General features: G+C 58.7%; 9 protein-coding genes and 8 pseudogenes. 15 read left to right on the top strand and 2 right to left on the bottom strand.

Features of this window, described 5'->3' with window-relative positions:
* Positions 1 to 129 precede the first annotated feature (129 nt).
* From istA (BSG20_RS32490) to BSG20_RS32460, 7 genes and pseudogenes are all read left to right on the top strand, one after another.
* A pseudogene (gene istA / locus BSG20_RS32490) lies at positions 130 to 1,527 on the top strand (IS21 family transposase); the annotation flags it as partial.
* Between the two features lie 11 nt (positions 1,528 to 1,538).
* Positions 1,539 to 2,261 (top strand): annotated as a pseudogene (istB, locus tag BSG20_RS32485) (IS21-like element helper ATPase IstB); the annotation flags it as partial.
* A 169-nt stretch (positions 2,262 to 2,430) separates the two neighbouring features.
* Entirely contained in the window at positions 2,431 to 3,717 is a 1,287-nt protein-coding gene (istA, locus tag BSG20_RS32480) for an IS21 family transposase (RefSeq protein WP_072381945.1), read from the top strand.
* Positions 3,717 to 4,516: pseudogene (istB, locus tag BSG20_RS32475) on the top strand (IS21-like element ISSme2 family helper ATPase IstB). The gene istA (BSG20_RS32480) and the pseudogene istB (BSG20_RS32475) overlap by 1 nt, the downstream one beginning before the upstream one ends.
* A gap of 90 nt (positions 4,517 to 4,606) precedes the next feature.
* Positions 4,607 to 4,777 (top strand): annotated as a pseudogene (locus BSG20_RS38055) (ectoine hydrolase DoeA); the annotation flags it as partial.
* A gap of 772 nt (positions 4,778 to 5,549) precedes the next feature.
* The gene (locus BSG20_RS32465) at positions 5,550 to 6,389 is read left to right on the top strand and encodes a transporter substrate-binding domain-containing protein (protein ID WP_072381942.1); all 840 of its coding nucleotides are present in this window, start codon (positions 5,550 to 5,552) and stop codon (positions 6,387 to 6,389) included.
* 382 nt (positions 6,390 to 6,771) lie between these two features.
* A complete protein-coding gene (locus tag BSG20_RS32460; protein ID WP_093041720.1) occupies positions 6,772 to 8,145 on the top strand; it encodes an amidohydrolase family protein in 1,374 nt (457 codons plus the stop codon).
* A gap of 182 nt (positions 8,146 to 8,327) precedes the next feature.
* On the opposite strand, the pseudogene BSG20_RS38050 reads toward BSG20_RS32460, so the two are convergent.
* Positions 8,328 to 8,540, bottom strand: a pseudogene (locus tag BSG20_RS38050) (ArsR family transcriptional regulator); the annotation flags it as partial.
* Between the two features lie 183 nt (positions 8,541 to 8,723).
* Here BSG20_RS38050 and BSG20_RS32450 point away from each other — a divergent pair.
* From BSG20_RS32450 to BSG20_RS39055, 8 genes and pseudogenes are all read left to right on the top strand, one after another.
* Entirely contained in the window at positions 8,724 to 10,127 is a 1,404-nt protein-coding gene (locus tag BSG20_RS32450) for an aspartate aminotransferase family protein (RefSeq protein WP_072381938.1), read from the top strand.
* 149 nt (positions 10,128 to 10,276) lie between these two features.
* Positions 10,277 to 11,686: an aldehyde dehydrogenase family protein gene (locus tag BSG20_RS32445; RefSeq protein WP_072381936.1), complete on the top strand. Its 1,410-nt coding sequence runs from the start codon at positions 10,277 to 10,279 to the stop codon at positions 11,684 to 11,686.
* An 81-nt stretch (positions 11,687 to 11,767) separates the two neighbouring features.
* Positions 11,768 to 12,466 carry a CoA transferase subunit A gene (locus BSG20_RS32440; protein WP_072381935.1) on the top strand — a complete coding sequence of 233 codons (699 nt, stop codon included), beginning with the start codon at positions 11,768 to 11,770 and terminating at the stop codon, positions 12,464 to 12,466.
* A gap of 15 nt (positions 12,467 to 12,481) precedes the next feature.
* On the top strand, positions 12,482 to 13,111 hold the full coding sequence (locus tag BSG20_RS32435; protein WP_072381933.1) for a 3-oxoacid CoA-transferase subunit B: 630 nt from the start codon (positions 12,482 to 12,484) through the stop codon (positions 13,109 to 13,111).
* Positions 13,112 to 13,152: 41 nt separating this feature from the next.
* Positions 13,153 to 14,331, top strand: a pseudogene (locus BSG20_RS32430) (acetyl-CoA C-acetyltransferase).
* Positions 14,332 to 14,345: 14 nt separating this feature from the next.
* A complete protein-coding gene (locus BSG20_RS32425; RefSeq protein ID WP_072381931.1) occupies positions 14,346 to 14,843 on the top strand; it encodes a UPF0262 family protein in 498 nt (165 codons plus the stop codon).
* A gap of 340 nt (positions 14,844 to 15,183) precedes the next feature.
* Positions 15,184 to 15,891, top strand: a pseudogene (locus BSG20_RS32420) (Glu/Leu/Phe/Val family dehydrogenase); the annotation flags it as partial.
* Between the two features lie 32 nt (positions 15,892 to 15,923).
* Positions 15,924 to 16,325 (top strand): transposase, encoded by a 402-nt coding sequence (locus BSG20_RS39055; RefSeq protein ID WP_093041723.1) that lies wholly within the window; start codon positions 15,924 to 15,926, stop codon positions 16,323 to 16,325.
* On the opposite strand, the pseudogene BSG20_RS32410 reads toward BSG20_RS39055, so the two are convergent.
* Positions 16,236 to 16,550: pseudogene (locus BSG20_RS32410) on the bottom strand (IS110 family transposase); the annotation flags it as partial. The gene BSG20_RS39055 and the pseudogene BSG20_RS32410 sit on opposite strands and share 90 nt — an antisense overlap.

The following is a 16,550-nucleotide window of genomic DNA, read 5'->3' as shown; positions in this document are numbered from 1 at the left end:
GCTGAAACGCCGACGCCGACCAGTGTCGACGATCTCAAGACGGTTATCACGCTGACTGTCAGTATAAATGTCCATACCCACAGTCAGCTACGTTTCCGGACATCTCTCAAGGCGGCCTTCCGCGTATGCGTACTGCTGCGGGCGCGTGAGGCCGGGCTGACGGGCTGACCGTTGCCGCCTGGGCTTGACGAGGACGCTGTTTTACAGCGTCGCCTGTTCCATCGTCGCGGCCGCCCGCCCCAGGACATGCACGAGCCCGACTGGGGCAAGATCGCCAGTGAACTGAAGCGAAAGGGCGTGACGCTGACGCTGTTGTGGCAGGAATACCGCGGACGGCACCCCAGCGGTTATGGATATATGGTTCTGTGAGCGTTTCGCCGCTTTCGAACAGCGCGCCAGCGCCACCTTCCGCAATCGCCACATTGCCAGCGCGGGGATGCAAACCGACTACGCCGGCCACCGTCCCGGTGATCGATCCGGCGACGGGCGAGATCCGGCCGGCGCAGATCTTCGTCGCGGTTCTGCCGGCCTCTTTGTACACCTTCGCCTATGCAAGCTTCACTCAACGGCTGCCGGACTGGATCGAGGGTCAGCAACGGGCGCTGAGCTTCTTCGGTGGCGTGACCAAGGCGATCTCTGCGACAACCTCAAGGCCGGCGTTGCCAAGCCCTTGTGGTTCGAGCCGACCATCAACGCCACTTTTGCAGCTTTCGCCGAACATTACGACACGACGATCCTGCCGACCCGTCCAAAACGGCCGAAGGACAAGGCAAAGGTCGAAGGCAGCGTTCTGATCGTTGAGCGCTGGATCCTGGCGCGGCTGAGAAACGACCTTCAGCCTCGTCGATCTCAACGTGCGGATCAGCCAGCTTCTCGACGATCTCAATAACCGGCCGATGTGGCGGGTTGGCAAATCCCGACGTCAGCTCTTCGAGGAGATCGAACGCGAAGCGCTTGCACCCTTGCCGGCAACGCCATTCGAATATTCCGAATGGAAATCGGCAAAGGTTCATCCCGACTACCATGTCGAAGTCGACAAGGCTTTTTATTCCGTGCCGCACCGCCTGATCGGCCGCCAGGTCAATGTCCGCCTTACAAGCCGGATCGTCGAGGTCTTCCATGATCACCAACGTGTCGCCAGCCACCGCCGGACGTCGCAGCGAGCTGGTCATGTCACCGTTAACGAGCACATGCCGAAGACGCATCAACACTATGCCAACACGACGTCCGCGAGCCTCATCAAGCAGGCTGCAAAGATTGGCCGCAACGCTGCAATCCTGATCGAGCGGCTGAGCGCGACAGGCCCCTTCCCCAGCAGGGATACCGCGCCGCTCAAGGCGTTCTACGCTCGCGCGCCGGTACGGGCCTGAGCGTCTTGAGGCGGCGTGCGATCGGGCACTGACGATCAATGCGCTCAGCTATTCCTCCGTCAGCACCATCCTCAAATCCGGCCTCGATCAGGCCTCGCCTGTCGCCGAGCCGGTCAAGCCAGCCCCAGCGCATGGCAACATCCGCGGCAGCTCCTGGAAGACACTCACATGCTCACACATCCAACCTTCGACCAGATGCACGCACTCGGTCTATCCGGCATTGCGGCAGCTTATCGCGAACTGGCCAATCAGCCCGAGGGCAGCGATCTCAACCGCGATGAATGGCTCGGCCTGATGCTCGACCGGGAGATGGCCGTGCGCGGCGACAAGCGCCTGACCAACCGGCTGGCAATCGCCAACTGCGCTTCCCCGATGCTTGCATCGAGAACATCGACTTCGCCGCCCATCGCGGCCTTGGCCGCCGACAGCTTCTCGCCTTGGCCCAAGGCGAATGGCTCAAAGCCCATGAGCACTTGATCCTGACCGGACAAACGGGAACGGGCAAAAATTGGCTTGCCTGCCCATCGGACGCCAGGCGGCCCGCCTCGATTATTCCGTTCTCTATGTCCGCATGCCCCGTCTCTTCGAGGATTTGGCGTTGGCGCGCCTCGACGGTCGGTTCCCTCGATTGGTCGACAAGCTCGCGCGTGTTCAATTGCTCATCCTCATGACTGGGGAACTCATGCGCTCAGCGATCAGCAGCGGCTCCTGGAAATCTTCGAAGAGCGCTACCGCCGGAAATCCACTCTGATCACCGCCCTACTCCCCGTGGCGCAGTGGCACGAGATGATCGGGGAGCCGACGATCGCTGACGCCATCCTCGACCGCATCGTCCATAACGCCCATCGAATTGCGCTCGAGCGAGACAGCATGAGGAAGCAAAAACCACGACCGCTCTTGAAGCGCGAAACGCCGAAATCAATAACCCATGACATCAACCAGGCGAACGAAAGTCGATCCCGCGAGACTGTCCGCGATTTTGTCGGGCGAAATGAGAAACTGACCCCGCCCCTAACGAAGCGAAGAACTGACCCCCTCGTGTCAAAACGAGGAGAGTTGGATGACGAGCGAGATTTCATTGCATCCTGCATTGTCGCGAACGATGCAGGGCGGGGATATGCTTCAGGCTGATGAGGTGGTGGCAATGTTGCGACTACATGCGCTTGGTTGGGGTGCCAAGCGGCTGTCTAGGGAATTTGGATGTGCGCGCAACACGGTTCGCCGATATTTGCGGGAAGGCGGCGTCTCGCCTTTCAAGAAACCTGCTCGGCGCAGTTCGTTTGACGGGCTGGACGATTGGCTGCGAGAACGTTTTTTCCGTCATGACGGCAATGCGGATGTAATCCGCCAGGAGTTGGCGAGCGAGCACGGAATTGTCATCGGCCTGCGTTCTGTAGAGCTTCGAGTTCGGCAGTGGCGACGGGAGTTGAAGGCACAGAAGCGTGCGACAGTTCGGTTCGAAACTCCACCAGGTCGCCAGTTGCAAATCGACTTTGGCCAGACGCGCGTATGGATCGGCGGTGAGCGGCTTCGGGTGTACGTGTTTGTCGCAACGTTGGGTTACTCGAGACGCATCCATATCCGAGCCTCGTTGCGAGAGGGGCAAACCGACTGGTTCGAAGGAATGGAAGGTGCGTTCCTTCGATTTGGCGGCGTTCCCAATGAGGTGTTGCTGGATAATGCGAAGCCGCTGGTCGAACACCACGATGCGGTCAGCCGGGAGGTGCGGTTCAATGCGCGATTGCATGCCTTTGCTCGTTACTGGGGCTTCACCCCACGAGCTTGCGCACCATATCGCGCCCGTACGAAGGGCAAGGACGAGCGCGGAGTCGGCTACGTCAAGAAGAACGCGATCGCCGGTCGCCGGTTCGAGAGCTGGGCGTCGTTCGAGGCGCATCTGGCCCGGTGGATTCGCGAGGTTGCCGACCAGCGTGAACACGGCACGACCGGCGTAGCGCCGACGGAACGCTTTGCTGCGGTGGCTGACGCGCTTCGTCCGCTGGCTGGCCGCGCACCGTTCGGACAATTGCGCGATCTCGTGCGCAAAGTTCAGGCGGACTGCGCGATAGACCTCGACACGAACAGCTATTCGGTACCTTGGCGCCTAATCGGCGAGAGCGTTCAAGTCGTTGTGCTGGCAGGCCGTGTGATCATCCGTCACGCGGGCCAGGTAGTGGCCGATCATGCTCTCTGCCAGGGACGGCGACAACGGATCGTGGACCGGTCCCATTTTGTTGGCGTGGCTGGTAGCGAAGGACCGGTGCGCACAGCTCCAGTTGAGATAGCGCCAGCCGCCTTGCTGCGGCCGCTCGCCGAATACGAGGCGATTGTTGGAGGAGGCTGGTGATGACGAACGTGGATCACGACCTACTCATCGCAACACTCGATCGACTGAAACTGACGGCGATCCGCGATCAGCTCGACACTCTGCTTGACGAGGCGGCCCGCTCGAAGATGAACTTGCGCGAAGCTCTGGCATTCCTGGTATCGCGAGAGATCGCCCGGCGCGATGAGCGGCGCATCTCCATGTCGAGCAAGCTGGCGCAGTTCCCGTTCGTTCGCGAACTCGACGGCTTTGACTTCGAGGCGCAGCCGTCGCTTGATCATGGGCAAATCAGGGACTGGCGACCTGCCGCTGGATCGCTCACGGCGATACGGTGCTATTCCTTGGGCCTCCTGGTACGGGTAAAACCCACCTTGCTGTCAGCCTTGGCCGCGAGGCGATACGTCAGAACTACAACGTGCAGTTCGTGACCGCTGCCACGTTGGTAGCGATGCTGGCCAAAGCACACAACGATGGTTCGCTCGACAAGCAATTGACGATCTTGTCGCGGCCGAAATTGCTGATCATCGACGAGCTCGGCTATCTTCCGTTCGAAGCCAACGCCGCCCACCTGTTCTTTCAATTGGTCTCTCGGCGCTATGAGAAGGGATCAATCCTGATCACCTCCAACCGCTCTGTGGGAGAATGGGGAAGCGTCTTTGGTGACCCCGTGGTCGCCACGGCGATACTGGACCGCCTGCTTCATCATTCGACCGTGATCACCATCCGAGGCGACAGCTATCGGCTTCGCGAAAAGCGCCGCTCCGGCCTTCTGCAGAAGGCCGGAGCGGCGCTTGAACCAAACGAAACGACCAATCAATGAAGGGGGTCAATTCCTCGCTTCGCTTGACAATTTAGTGAAACGACCGGGATTTACCGGAATCGCTGTCCCGCTAATCCGAAATCCGCAGGTAGCTTCCGGAACGGCGACAAGACTGAGTTGCGCCCCGGAATGACTTTCCACTTCATGTCAGGCCTATGGTACGGTGATAGGGGTATCGAGATCACCGAAAGTATCTTCATCGCTGAAGGCCAAGTTCAATTCTTGTCCAGCGTCCGTCGCAAAGTGCTAGCAATTGACTGAAATACTTTTGCTGGTCTGCAAAGACGGTTGGAGCCGCCTTGTGTTCGAACCGAGTGATCTTCCGAGGCCCGCTCGGTTGAGGAGTCGCGGTGCGTTGTGCCTTACGGTGTCTAGTGTCCAGAACTGCCGTTGGCTGTTTTGAGCAAGGGCCGCCTAGCGAGCCGACCTGTTGTTTGAGCGTCTCTCAAATTCTCGACACATCGCTCAGCGGCCAAATCAACGTACAACTGCACATGGCGGGCCGTCTACGGCAATCAGCAAGGGCAGATCGTGTCCCGGAGACCTATGCGGCGTATATCCGGTTCTTCGTACATCTCAATCTGTTTACAAGCACTTTGGTTCTATCCCTTCCGCGTCAGCAAACCTGACAAGTTGGCCGACGCCGGGACCTGTCTGTACGGTACGGGGCATAGCGTGAGGCTTTGGCCTGTACGCACAATGATCCGGGATGCTTTTGGGGACCTCGACAGACTGTTGGGACATATGGATTGACCGCGTCTCACGGCGGATTGCCTGGGCGGCTAGGCCACCTGGTCATCACCTGCCTATCAGAGATAGTCGACGACCGAAGCCGGCGGCCAATGTTGACCCTTGAGACGCATGGAGCATTTCATAAGTGTGTCAAACGTTTGTTGCATTAAATGCTAAGATGAGATAAACACGCCTATGGAATTTGCGCCGCACAGCAAGTGACCGGTCTTGGTTCTGAAGATTGTCTGGGCCGCGGACTCAGACCCGCCCACCATCAACAAACATAAATTAGGAACAGCGCATGAATAAGCTGATGAGAATGATCGCAGCAGCATCGTTCGCAGTTACGTCGGTGACTTTGTCAACCCCGGTCCATGCTGGCCAGGTGCTTGATCGCGTACTTACTACAAAAACTCTCACAGTTGCCGTCGGGACAGACTGGGGAAAGATGTCGTTTCTAAATGACAAACAAGAACTGGATGGTTCCGACATTGACCTTGCCAAGGCTATAGCGGAGCGTCTCGGAGTGCAGGTGAAGTTCGTAACGCCTGGCTGGGATGTCATCATCTCCGGCAAATGGCAGGGCCGTTGGGATATGGCAATGGGCCAAATGACTCCGACCAAGGCTCGTGCTGAAAAATTCGACTTCCCCGCTGCGTATTTCTATTCGCCCGCGGTCATAGCCGTTCACAAGGACAGCAAGTCTACCCAGCTTTCCGATCTCGACGGCAAGACCGTTGGCGTCTTGGTGAGTACGGTTGGGGAGCTCTACGCAAACCACAAACTCACCCCAGATTGGATCAACGCGAAGCCAATAGAATACCAGTTTACGCCGGGTGAGGTGAAGTCTTACGGGGCTGGCACATATCCTCCGATTGACGATCTCAGGCTCGGCGACGGCGTTCGTCTTGATGCCGTTGTTGGCGAGGAAGACACCGTGTTGCAAGCGATTGAAGCAGGATATCCGTTGAAGATAATCCAGCCCCCGCTCTACTCGGCACCATGTTCTTTTGCAGTTCTTCGTGACGACCACGAATTCACTGCTAAGATCAAGGAGGCTGTCGAGAGCATAAGGAAGGAAGGCTCGCTCTCCAAAATGACCATTAAGTGGTACGGCGTGGATCGTTCAATCGAGCACTAACATCGAAAAGGTGGTGTGGTCCAACCAAAGCTCGAACCACACCCCCTTTTGAACGTCTCATTCTATCCGGATACGGTTGGATCGGTAGATGCTCGTCCAAAGCAATGGTTTGCTGCCTGCCTAAATAGGGTTCCCGACCCCCCAACGATAACAGCGTCGGTCGCCCTAGCCGAGGCAAAGGGATCGATCCAGAGAACAGTGCAATGCTAGTCATTCGACAGGGCCAGTCCAACCTCGCACAAGGCTGCCAGCTTGGTCGCAGGTAGGAACGGGTCGGCAGCCGAACTGTGTCTAGAGCCGCGACTCTTAGTCTTGGTGCTTACAGATAACGCGACAACCCCCTAAAATTTCATTCGCGGAGGTCCGAAATATGGAAAGAGAAATGACACGCAGTAAAGCAGCAATGCACCTGGAGCACCTTCCGCTGTTCTTATCGAAACAGCATCCAGAGTTTATCGAAATTTTCGAGGCCATTAATGACCTGCCAATAGATGATGCGCATTGCCACATAATCACGGATCGAGATGCGTTCACGACCCCGCAGCGGTACATGCAACGTATTTCCCTGGCTGGGTACGCGGTGCCAAACTATTTCCCGGATGGAGTATACACTCGGTGGCTGAACAGCGACGAAGCAACCAGACGTGATCTAGACAAGCAGTTCGACATACAAAATAAGGTTGACGGGATAACCAGCGATTTGGCTGAAAGTGTGTTCATGAAATTTCTGGTCAAAGAACTCGCGCAGTTCTTAGACTGTGAGCCAAAACTAGAAGCTGTCATCGAAGCACGTAACGATCGCGGCAAGAATTATTGGGCCTACGTCAACAGCCTCTTTCGAGACGTGAACCTTCAAAACATCATGTTGGATACTGGCTATGCCGAGGGGTGTGGCGCCGACGAACTCTCTCGCTTCGAAGAAGCCATAGCGCCGTGCCGTATGAACCGGCTGGCCAGGATAGAAATGATCCAACGCGAACTCTTTCCCCTCGACATCACGTTCGATGAATATGAGCAGCGATTTACGGCAAGACTTCGCGAACTGCTCGATGGAGAAGGAAATTACGGGAAGAAATCATATGGCATGAAATCTTATCTTCTACCGTACATCGGACTGATCCGGCCGCTGTATGATCGTGGGCCCGCTCAGGCAACATGGCGGGCGCTCAGGGAGTCCTTCCACAAGATTCCAAGCATGGGCCGAGAGTCGGCCTATAATCTCACAAAGGATCTGTGCCGCTACAATTTTTCTCTCGCTCTCGAAGAATGCCTGAAGCGAGATATTCCAATGCAGATTCACACCGGCGATGGTGAGGCGCCTGATGTAATTCTTCGCAATCAAGATCCGTTCTATTTGGAGGAAGTTGTACGTTTCGACCGGGATAATGTTATGCGTATGCCCAAGATTATTCCGCTCCACGCGGGTTTTCCTTCAGTCGAAAAGGCTGCATGGATCAGTCATATATATCCGAACTGCTATTTTGAGCTGTCGATTATGACGCCCTTTGTGCACCAAAGTTTGTATCAGCGTTATATGGAAGTGATGGAAGTCGTTCCACTTTCTAAGATCTTGTTCGCAAGCGATGCCTATCATATTCCTGAGCTCTACTGGTTGGCCGGACGTTGGGGCAAGCGCTACCTGGCAAAGGCGCTTACAGAGCACGTCGTGGGGGGGAGCCTCAGTTGCGACGAAGCCGTTGATGCGGCCAGAATGATTCTCTACAAGAACAATAGGTCGCTTTATAAACTGGACTAGGGACGGTGCCACCTCTCTCGCGTTTAGCCATGTTGCAATGAGGTTCCATGGTGTGATGGCAGCCGTGTTCCGAAGGACGATCACGGCCCTGCCGCGTCAACTGCCTGCTTTGAGATGATCTCCTAGCAGGTGGTGTAGGCGATCGCCGTGCTTTCCGGTCGGGGCGGGGAATGAATCGTTTTGTCTGCCCTTTCGCGTTCAAGCGACACCAAGACAATCATTGTAAGCATGGCGTCCCACCACCTTCGGAGATACAATGGATACGTCAGCCCCGATTACTCGATTACTCCTTCTTCCCTCAATTTCTTTTGTCGGCGCTGGCACGCTGTCGGTGGCAGATGTGCGACTTTTGGTCCACCTAGTCGATATCCTGCGGTACGAATAATTTTGTGCAGAACTTCTGCTCAGAAGCATCGCAATACGCAGTCAAGTGCGTCTTCAGTCCGCCTAAGCTAACTCCAAGCAAGTATTTGGAGCGGGACAGCAGGTTATCCGGCAAACGCTGGGCGGAGGGCGAGGCCGGACTCCATCAACCCGAGTACTTTATCGACATAGCCGCAGCTTAGAAGGAAGCAACAATGACTATCAACATTTCGGACATCGCCGAAAAGGACCGCAACTCTGTCTTGCATCCTTTTACGCAGCTCAAGGACTTCGCCACCGGCAAGCTTGGCGAACCGACGATCGTCGAGACAGGCAAGGGCATTCGCATTCAGGATGCCCACGGCAATCAGCTAATTGATGGTTTTGCCGGCCTCTACTGCGTCAACGTTGGGTATGGTCGAGCCGAAGTCGCCGAAGCGATCTCCCGCCAGGCCTATCGCCTTGCGTACTATCACTCCTATGCGGCGCACACGACGGACGAGCTCGCCATCCTTTCCGATCGTCTGGTGAAGATGGCGCCCGGCAAGATGAGCAAGGTGTTTTACGGAATGTCCGGCTCGGACGCCAACGAGACCCAAGCCAAGCTCGTCTGGTACTATAACAACCTGCGCGGCAAGCCGACGAAGAAGAAGATCGTATCGCGCGAGCGCGGCTATCACGGCTGCAGCGTGGTGTCCGGCTCGATGACAGGCATGAGCTTCTATCACGACCACATGGACCTGCCGCTGCCGCAGATCGTCCATACCGGCGTGCCGCACCACTACTGGGGCGCTAACGCCGGCGAGACCGAGCGGGAGTTCTCCCGCCGCCGCGCTGCCGAGCTTGATCGACTGATCGAGCGTCTCGGCCCTGACAATGTCGGCGCTTTTATTGCTGAACCCGTTTTGGGCACCGGCGGTATCACGCCGCCGCCGGAAGGTTACTGGGTGGCCATTCAGGCGGTGCTCAAGAAACACGACGTCCTTCTAATCGCGGACGAAGTCATCACCGGCTTCGGTCGCACTGGATCGATGTTCGGCTCGCTGCATTACGGCATCGAACCCGACCTGATCACGGTCGCCAAGGGCCTCACCTCCGCATACTTCCCACTGTCCGCCTCGATCGTCGGCGAGAAAATCTACCAGGTGCTAGAAGACGGAGCCGACCAAGTAGGGGCGTTCTCACATGGCTACACTTACTCCGGTCACCCAATCGGTGCGGCCGCTGCCAACGCGGTTCTCGACATCGTTGAAAGGGAGAATCTGCCCGGCAATGCCCGCGAGGTCGGCGCCTACTTCCAGGCGCAGCTCAAAGAGAAGTTCGCACAGTTGCCGATCGTCGGCGAAGTGCGTGGTGTTGGTCTGATGGGCGCAATCGAATTCGTCGGCGACCGCGAGAGCAAGAAGCGTTTCGATCCTTCGCTGAAAGTTGGTGCACGCGTCTCCAAGGCCGCCCGCGACCGCGGCCTGATCGCCCGCGCCATGCCGCACGGCGACATCCTGGGTTTTGCACCGCCGCTCGTCATCACAAGGGAAGAAGTGGACGAGATCGTCTCAATCGCTGAGAAGGCAGTTCGCTCCGTCATGGATGAACTGGTTCGCGACGGCCAGAAGCTCTGATCGATATTCACGTCTTCGGCGGCCGGTGATGCCGGCCGCCAGGGCTTGTCCTCAAAGACCGCATTGAAGCCGGAACGGGCAGGGGACCCCTCTGTCCTAAGGATAAACGCGACCTCCAGGAAGAGGTCCATCATAGGGAAGCTGGCCACATGACTGCCGCCAAACTCCATATCACGACCAGCCTGGCGCCGATCTCTGTTCACAGCCCCTATGACGGGGCACTGCTTGGGACGGTCGAGGCGACCGCTGCAACAGAGATCGATCGCCTGCTGGCGACCGCCCGCCGCGGCGCCGAGCTCTCGCGCAATCTGTCGAGGCACAAACGGGCGAGCATTCTCGAAGGGGCTGCCCGGATCGTCGAAAGCCGTCGTGACGCTTTTGCCGAGACTATCGTTCGCGAAGCCGGCAAGACGATCATTCAGGCGCGGAAGGAAGTGCTTCGTTGTGTCAACACGCTGAAGCTTTCGGCGGAAGAAGCAAAGCGCAATGCTGGCGAGATCGTGCCCTTCGATGCCTATGTCGGATCGGAACAACGCCAGGGTTGGTTCACCCGCGAGCCGCTCGGCATCATCGCCGCCATTACCCCGTATAACGATCCGCTGAACCTTGTCGCGCACAAGCTCGGCCCGGCGATCGCCGGCGGCAACGCGGTGCTGCTCAAGCCGTCGAACCTGACGCCGTTCTCGGCAATCAAGCTGGTCGAAGCGCTGCGCGAGGCCGGCTTGCCTCAGGAGGTCATCACCGTCGTTCATGGTGACAGGGAACTCGTTACCGCAATGATCGCTGCCCGCGATGTCCGGATGGTGTCCTTCACAGGCGGCTTTGCCACCGGCGAGGCGATCACCCGCGCGGCTGGGCTGAAGAAGCTCGCGATGGAGCTTGGCGGCAATGCGCCAGTTATCGTCATGAACGACTGCGACTTCGATAAGGCTGTCGACGGCTGCGTGTCTGGTGCCTTCTGGGCTGCGGGCCAGAACTGCATCGGTGCGCAGCGCATCCTGATCCAGGCGGAGCTCTACGATCGTTTCCGCAATGCCTTTGTTGCGGCCACCAACAAGCTCAAGGCCGGCGACCCGCTGCAGGAGGACACCGACGTCGGTCCGATGATCTCGAAACAGGTCGCAGAACGCACCGAAGCCGCCGTCAATGAAGCGATCAATGCAGGCGCCAAGCTGCTTTGCGGGCACCGTCGCGAAGGATCCCTGTATCACCCGACGGTCCTGGAAGGCACGCCTTTGACTTGCCGGCTGTGGCATGAGGAAGTGTTCGCGCCGGTCGTCATGCTTGCGCCGTTCGACACGCTCGATGAGGCGATCGAGGTGGCCAACGATCGGGACTACAGCCTGCATGCCGGCATCTTTACCAACAATCTCACTGTCGCGCTCGACGCAGCGAACCGGATCGAGGCCGGCGGCGTCATGATCAACGACTCGTCCGACTACCGCTTCGATGCCATGCCGTTTGGCGGCTTCAAATATGGCAGCATGGGCCGCGAAGGTGTGCGCTTCGCTTACGAGGACATGACCCAACCGAAGGTCGTCTGCATCAACCGCGGGTGAATGCGTAGCTTTCAAGGAGCAGGCTTGAAGCGAACAAGACGGGCGAAAACTCACGCACCCAGCGTAACTTGAGAGGAGATTATGAATAAGACTTACGATAACCCACAGGCGGCTCTGGACGGCCTGCTGTTCGACGGGATGTTCATCGCGGCTGGTGGCTTCGGTCTCTGCGGTATTCCGGAGTTGTTGATCGATGCAATCCGTGGAGCCGGCACGAAAGACCTGACGATCGCCTCGAACAACTGTGGCGTCGATGACTTCGGTCTTGGCGTCCTCCTGAAGACCAAGCAGATCAGGAAGATGATCTCGTCCTATGTCGGCGAGAACGCCGAGTTCATGCGGCAATATCTGAGCGGCGAACTGGAGCTTGAGTTCAATCCCCAAGGGACGCTCGCCGAACGCATGCGAGCAGGGGGCGCGGGTGTCGCCGGCTTCTACACAAGGACCGGCGTCGGCACTTTCGTTGCCGAAGGCAAGGAGCTGAAAATCTTCGGCGGCGAGACTTACGTGCTCGAGACCGGAATCGTAGCCGACCTCTCGATCGTGAAAGCCTGGAAGGCGGACACGACGGGCAATCTGGTGTTCCGCAAGACAGCCCGCAACTTCAACCCGCCGGCCGCCACCTGCGGCAAGATCTGCGTGGCCGAGGTCGAGGAGATCGTGCCGGCCGGCAGCCTCGATCCCGATCAGATCCATCTGCCTGGGATCTACGTTCACCGCCTGATCCAAGGTCGGCACGAAAAACGCATCGAACAGCGCACCACGCGGGCGGCGGTTTGAGGAGGGAGAAAACATATGGCTTGGGACAGAAACCAGATGGCAGCGCGGGCTGCACGTGAACTGGAAGATGGAACCTATGTCAATCTCGGCATCGGCATTCCGACACTGGTCGCCAATTACATTCCCGAGGGTGTCCATGTGACGCTGCAGTCGGAGAATGGCCTGCTCGGCATCGGCCCGTTCCCGACCGAGGAGCAGATCGACGCCGACCTGATCAATGCCGGCAAGCAGACGGTGACGGCGCTGCCGCATTCAGCCTTCTTTGACTCGGCGCAAAGCTTCGCGATGATCCGCGGCGGCAAGATCGCCGTGGCTATCCTCGGCGCCATGGAAGTCGCTGAGAACGGTGACCTCGCCAATTGGATGATCCCCGGCAAGCTGGTCAAGGGCATGGGCGGGGCAATGGACCTGGTGGCCGGTGTCAAGCGGGTGGTCGTCGTCATGGACCACACCAACAAGGCGGGCGAATCGAAGGTGCTGAAGGCCTGCACCCTGCCGCTCACCGGCCAAGGCGTCGTTGACCGGATCATCACCAACCTTGGCGTTCTCGACGTCGTAGGCGGCGGTCTGAAGTTGGTGGAGCTTGCCGATGGCGTGACGGACAGCGAACTACGCGCGGCGACCGACGCCACGATCATCAACTGATCCGGTGCGTACCGGATCCATCACACAGCGGAGGAGCTGTCATGAGCACCCCATCCATCGTCATCGCCAGCGCCGCCCGGACCGCGGTCGGTTCCTTCAACGGTGCTTTCGCCAACACGGCGGCGCATGAGCTCGGTGCGGCTGTCATCAAGGCGGTGCTCGAACGCGCCGGCGTCGGGGCGAGCGAGGTCGATGAAGTGATCCTCGGGCAGGTGCTGCAGGCAGGCGAAGGCCAGAACCCGGCGCGTCAGGCGGCGATCAACGCGGGCATTCCGCAGGAAGCCACGGCCTGGGGGTCAACCAGCTCTGCGGCTCTGGCTTGCGGGCCGTGGCGCTCGGCCTGCAGCAGATCGTCACTGGCGATTCCAAGATCATCGTCGCCGGTGGTCAGGAATCCATGTCGATGGCACCGCACTGCGCGCATCTGCGCAACGGCACGAAGATGGGCGACATGAAGATGATCGACACGATGATCAGGGACGGCCTGACCGACGCCTTCCATGGGTATCACATGGGGATCACCGCCGAGAACATTGCCCGGCAGTATCAGCTGACCCGCGAGGAGCAAGATCAGTTTGCGCTGGCCTCGCAGAACAAGGCGGAGGCTGCTCAGAAGGCCGGCCGCTTTGCCGATGAGATCGCTCCCTTCGTTGTGAAGAGCCGCAAGGGAGACGTGACCATCGATCAGGATGAGTATCCGCCACGGCGCCACGCTTGAGCAGTTGACCAAGCTGCGCCCCGCCTTCGACAAGGAGGGTACGGTCACCGCCGGAAATGCTTCCGGCATCAATGACGGTGCGGCCGCGGCCCTGCTGATGAGGGAAGACGAAGGGGCGCACCGCGGCATCCAGCCGCTTGCCCGCATCGTCTCCTGGGCAACGGCCGGTGTCGATCCGCGCATCATGGGCACGGGGCCGATCCCGGCGTCGCGCAAGGCGCTGGAAAAGGCCGGCTGGAAGATCAGCGATCTCGATCTCGTGGAAGCCAACGAAGCTTTCGCCGCCCAGGCCTGCGCAGTCAATAGGGAACTTGGCTGGAACCCCGACATCGTCAATGTCAATGGCGGCGCGATCGCCATCGGCCATCCGATCGGCGCGTCCGGCGCGCGCGTGCTCAACACGCTGCTGTTCGAATTGAAGCGCCGCGGCGTTTCAAAGGGCCTTGCGACATTGTGCATCGGTGGCGGCATGGGCGTCGCGATGTGCGTCGATGCGATCTGAGAGGAGGGTGCGTCATGGCCGCGGCTGACTTCCGTCTTTGCGATGTATCGCTTGACCGGTCTTTCGGGGGCCAGGACGCGCGAGTTGAGCGGGAACAGGCGATCGCCATCGTTGATCTGCTCGAATGCAACACGTTCATCCCTGTCGGGCATGGCGGCGGTCCCTATCGTCTTCGGGTCGAGACGGCGGACGGTCGCCTGGCGCTGCATATCGCGGATGATGAGGGCACGCATGTCGTCAGTCATTATCTCTCGCTTACGCCTTTCCGCCGGCTGCTCAAGGATTACACGCGTATTTGCGAAAGCTACTACGACGCCATCTGCCGTCCTGGTCGTGAAAGGCTGGAAGCAATCGACATGGGCCGGCGCGGCATCCATAACGAAACTGCGGAGCTGCTGAGAGAGCGTCTTTCATCGAAAGTAGGCGTCGACAAAGACACAGCGCGTCGGCTGTTTACGCTGATCTATGCTCTGCTCGCCCGCAATGCCACCCACCGAATTCTCTCGAGCTGAACATGAAACGATCAACGCCGATCACAAAGAGAGGTGTCGGACCCGTGTTGCAACGCGGGGGCACATCGGACACGCGCCTATCCCAGAACCCGCAAGTTGGCAGTTAAACGGTTTCCAAGACCTAAGTTAAAAACCAGGAAAGCTTAAATGCAAGCAAGACCACAACGACAGTACAAGATGGATGAAGTCAACTCCCGGCCGCTGTCACGGACCGCGGAACGTCGAACAATGCTGGTGGAAGCATCAATTCACGTAACGCTTTTCCAACGGCGGGAGGCGCGTGATGCACGCTAACTCTGCCGGGTTTCTGGAGAGCGTTGACCAGAACTTTCGCCATGCCATGTCGTTCCTTGATCTCCCGGAAGGCCTGTCGGAACGAATTATTCAGTGCAACTCGACCTACACCGTCCGCTTTGGCGTGCGGCTCCGCGGGCGAATGTACAGCTTCGTCGGATGGCGGTCAGTCCACAGCGAGCACTGCGAACCGGTCAAAGGCGGAATTCGCTATGCATCAAATGCTGAGCGGGAAATGGCCTGGATGATGGACGAGTACCGGCGTGCCAATCCTACCGACGTGATCAACGCACGGGCCTGCGTGACGGGAAAACCGCTGTCGAAAGGTGGTATTGCCGGGCGCACCGAGGCGACGGGCCGGGGCGTGCAGTTCGCCATCCACTGCTTCCTTCGAGACCGCCGAACCGCGGGTTTGAATGACCGGCGTGATCTCAATGGGGCATCGGTGATTGTCCAAGGTTTCGGCAACGTCGGCTACCATGTGGCGAAATTCCTATCAGAGGATGATGGTGCCCGCGTTACCATCGTCGCGGAGCGCGATGGCTATGTCTGCAACCCCGAAGGCTTGGCCATCGAAAAGCTGAAGCAGCACCAAAATCGCACCGGAAGCATTCTCGGCTTTAAAGCCGCCAGATCCTTCGCGGGCGATATGACCGGTATTGAACAATCTTGTGATGTCCTCATTCCGGCCGCGATGGAGAACGCCATCCATGCCGGGAATGCCGGGCGCATCAAGGCGCACCTCGTCGTCGATGATCGAAAGGATGAACGCCGGCAAGGTGGTTGATGCCTGCACGACCCTTTTGCAGGGGCAGGCGTCGCGGGGCAACTCTATCCCGGCAAGTTCTTCTCGCAAGCGGACCTTGGTCGGGTGCGTTTACACGAGGTCGAGATTTCTCTGCGTGGATGGGTTTGACACCGCGACAGCATTCATCTGGCGGGTCCCGCTCGCCGCGGGGCGCGCTCGAAGCTTTAGCGCCGCCTGCAGAAACGCGCCCGCTCCGTCACAATGGCCAACCCTATTCGGGCACGCGCCCACTGCCACGGCAGCAATTCCTGAAGCCGATCCTTTGGATGGCTCTGGATCCGCGCCTCCGTCAAGCTCGAGCTATCGTCTTCAACGTGACTAATCAGAATGCCGACATGCGAGGGGCCTTGTGGAACGGTAATCCCGAACTCTGCCATTAGACCACGCAGAGCATTGATGATCTGGGTCTTTTGCCGCACGAGAAGGTCACGTACCTTGAATACCGTCGCCGCTGCCTGCTTCTCCTCGCTTTTGACTGCGACGAAACGCATAGTTGGTCGCATTGCCGCCTCGCAGATTGCTTCCGCATCGGCCGCATCGTTCTTCTGACGCTTCACGAACGGCTTGACGTAAACTGGCGCGATCAACTTCACTCGATGCCCGAG

It is taken from the genome of Rhizobium tibeticum, assembly GCF_900110205.1.
Taxonomy (GTDB): Bacteria; Pseudomonadota; Alphaproteobacteria; order Rhizobiales; family Rhizobiaceae; genus Rhizobium; species Rhizobium tibeticum.
The sequence above is the reverse complement of the archived record's forward strand: the minus strand, read 5'-3'. Positions and strand labels throughout refer to the sequence as shown.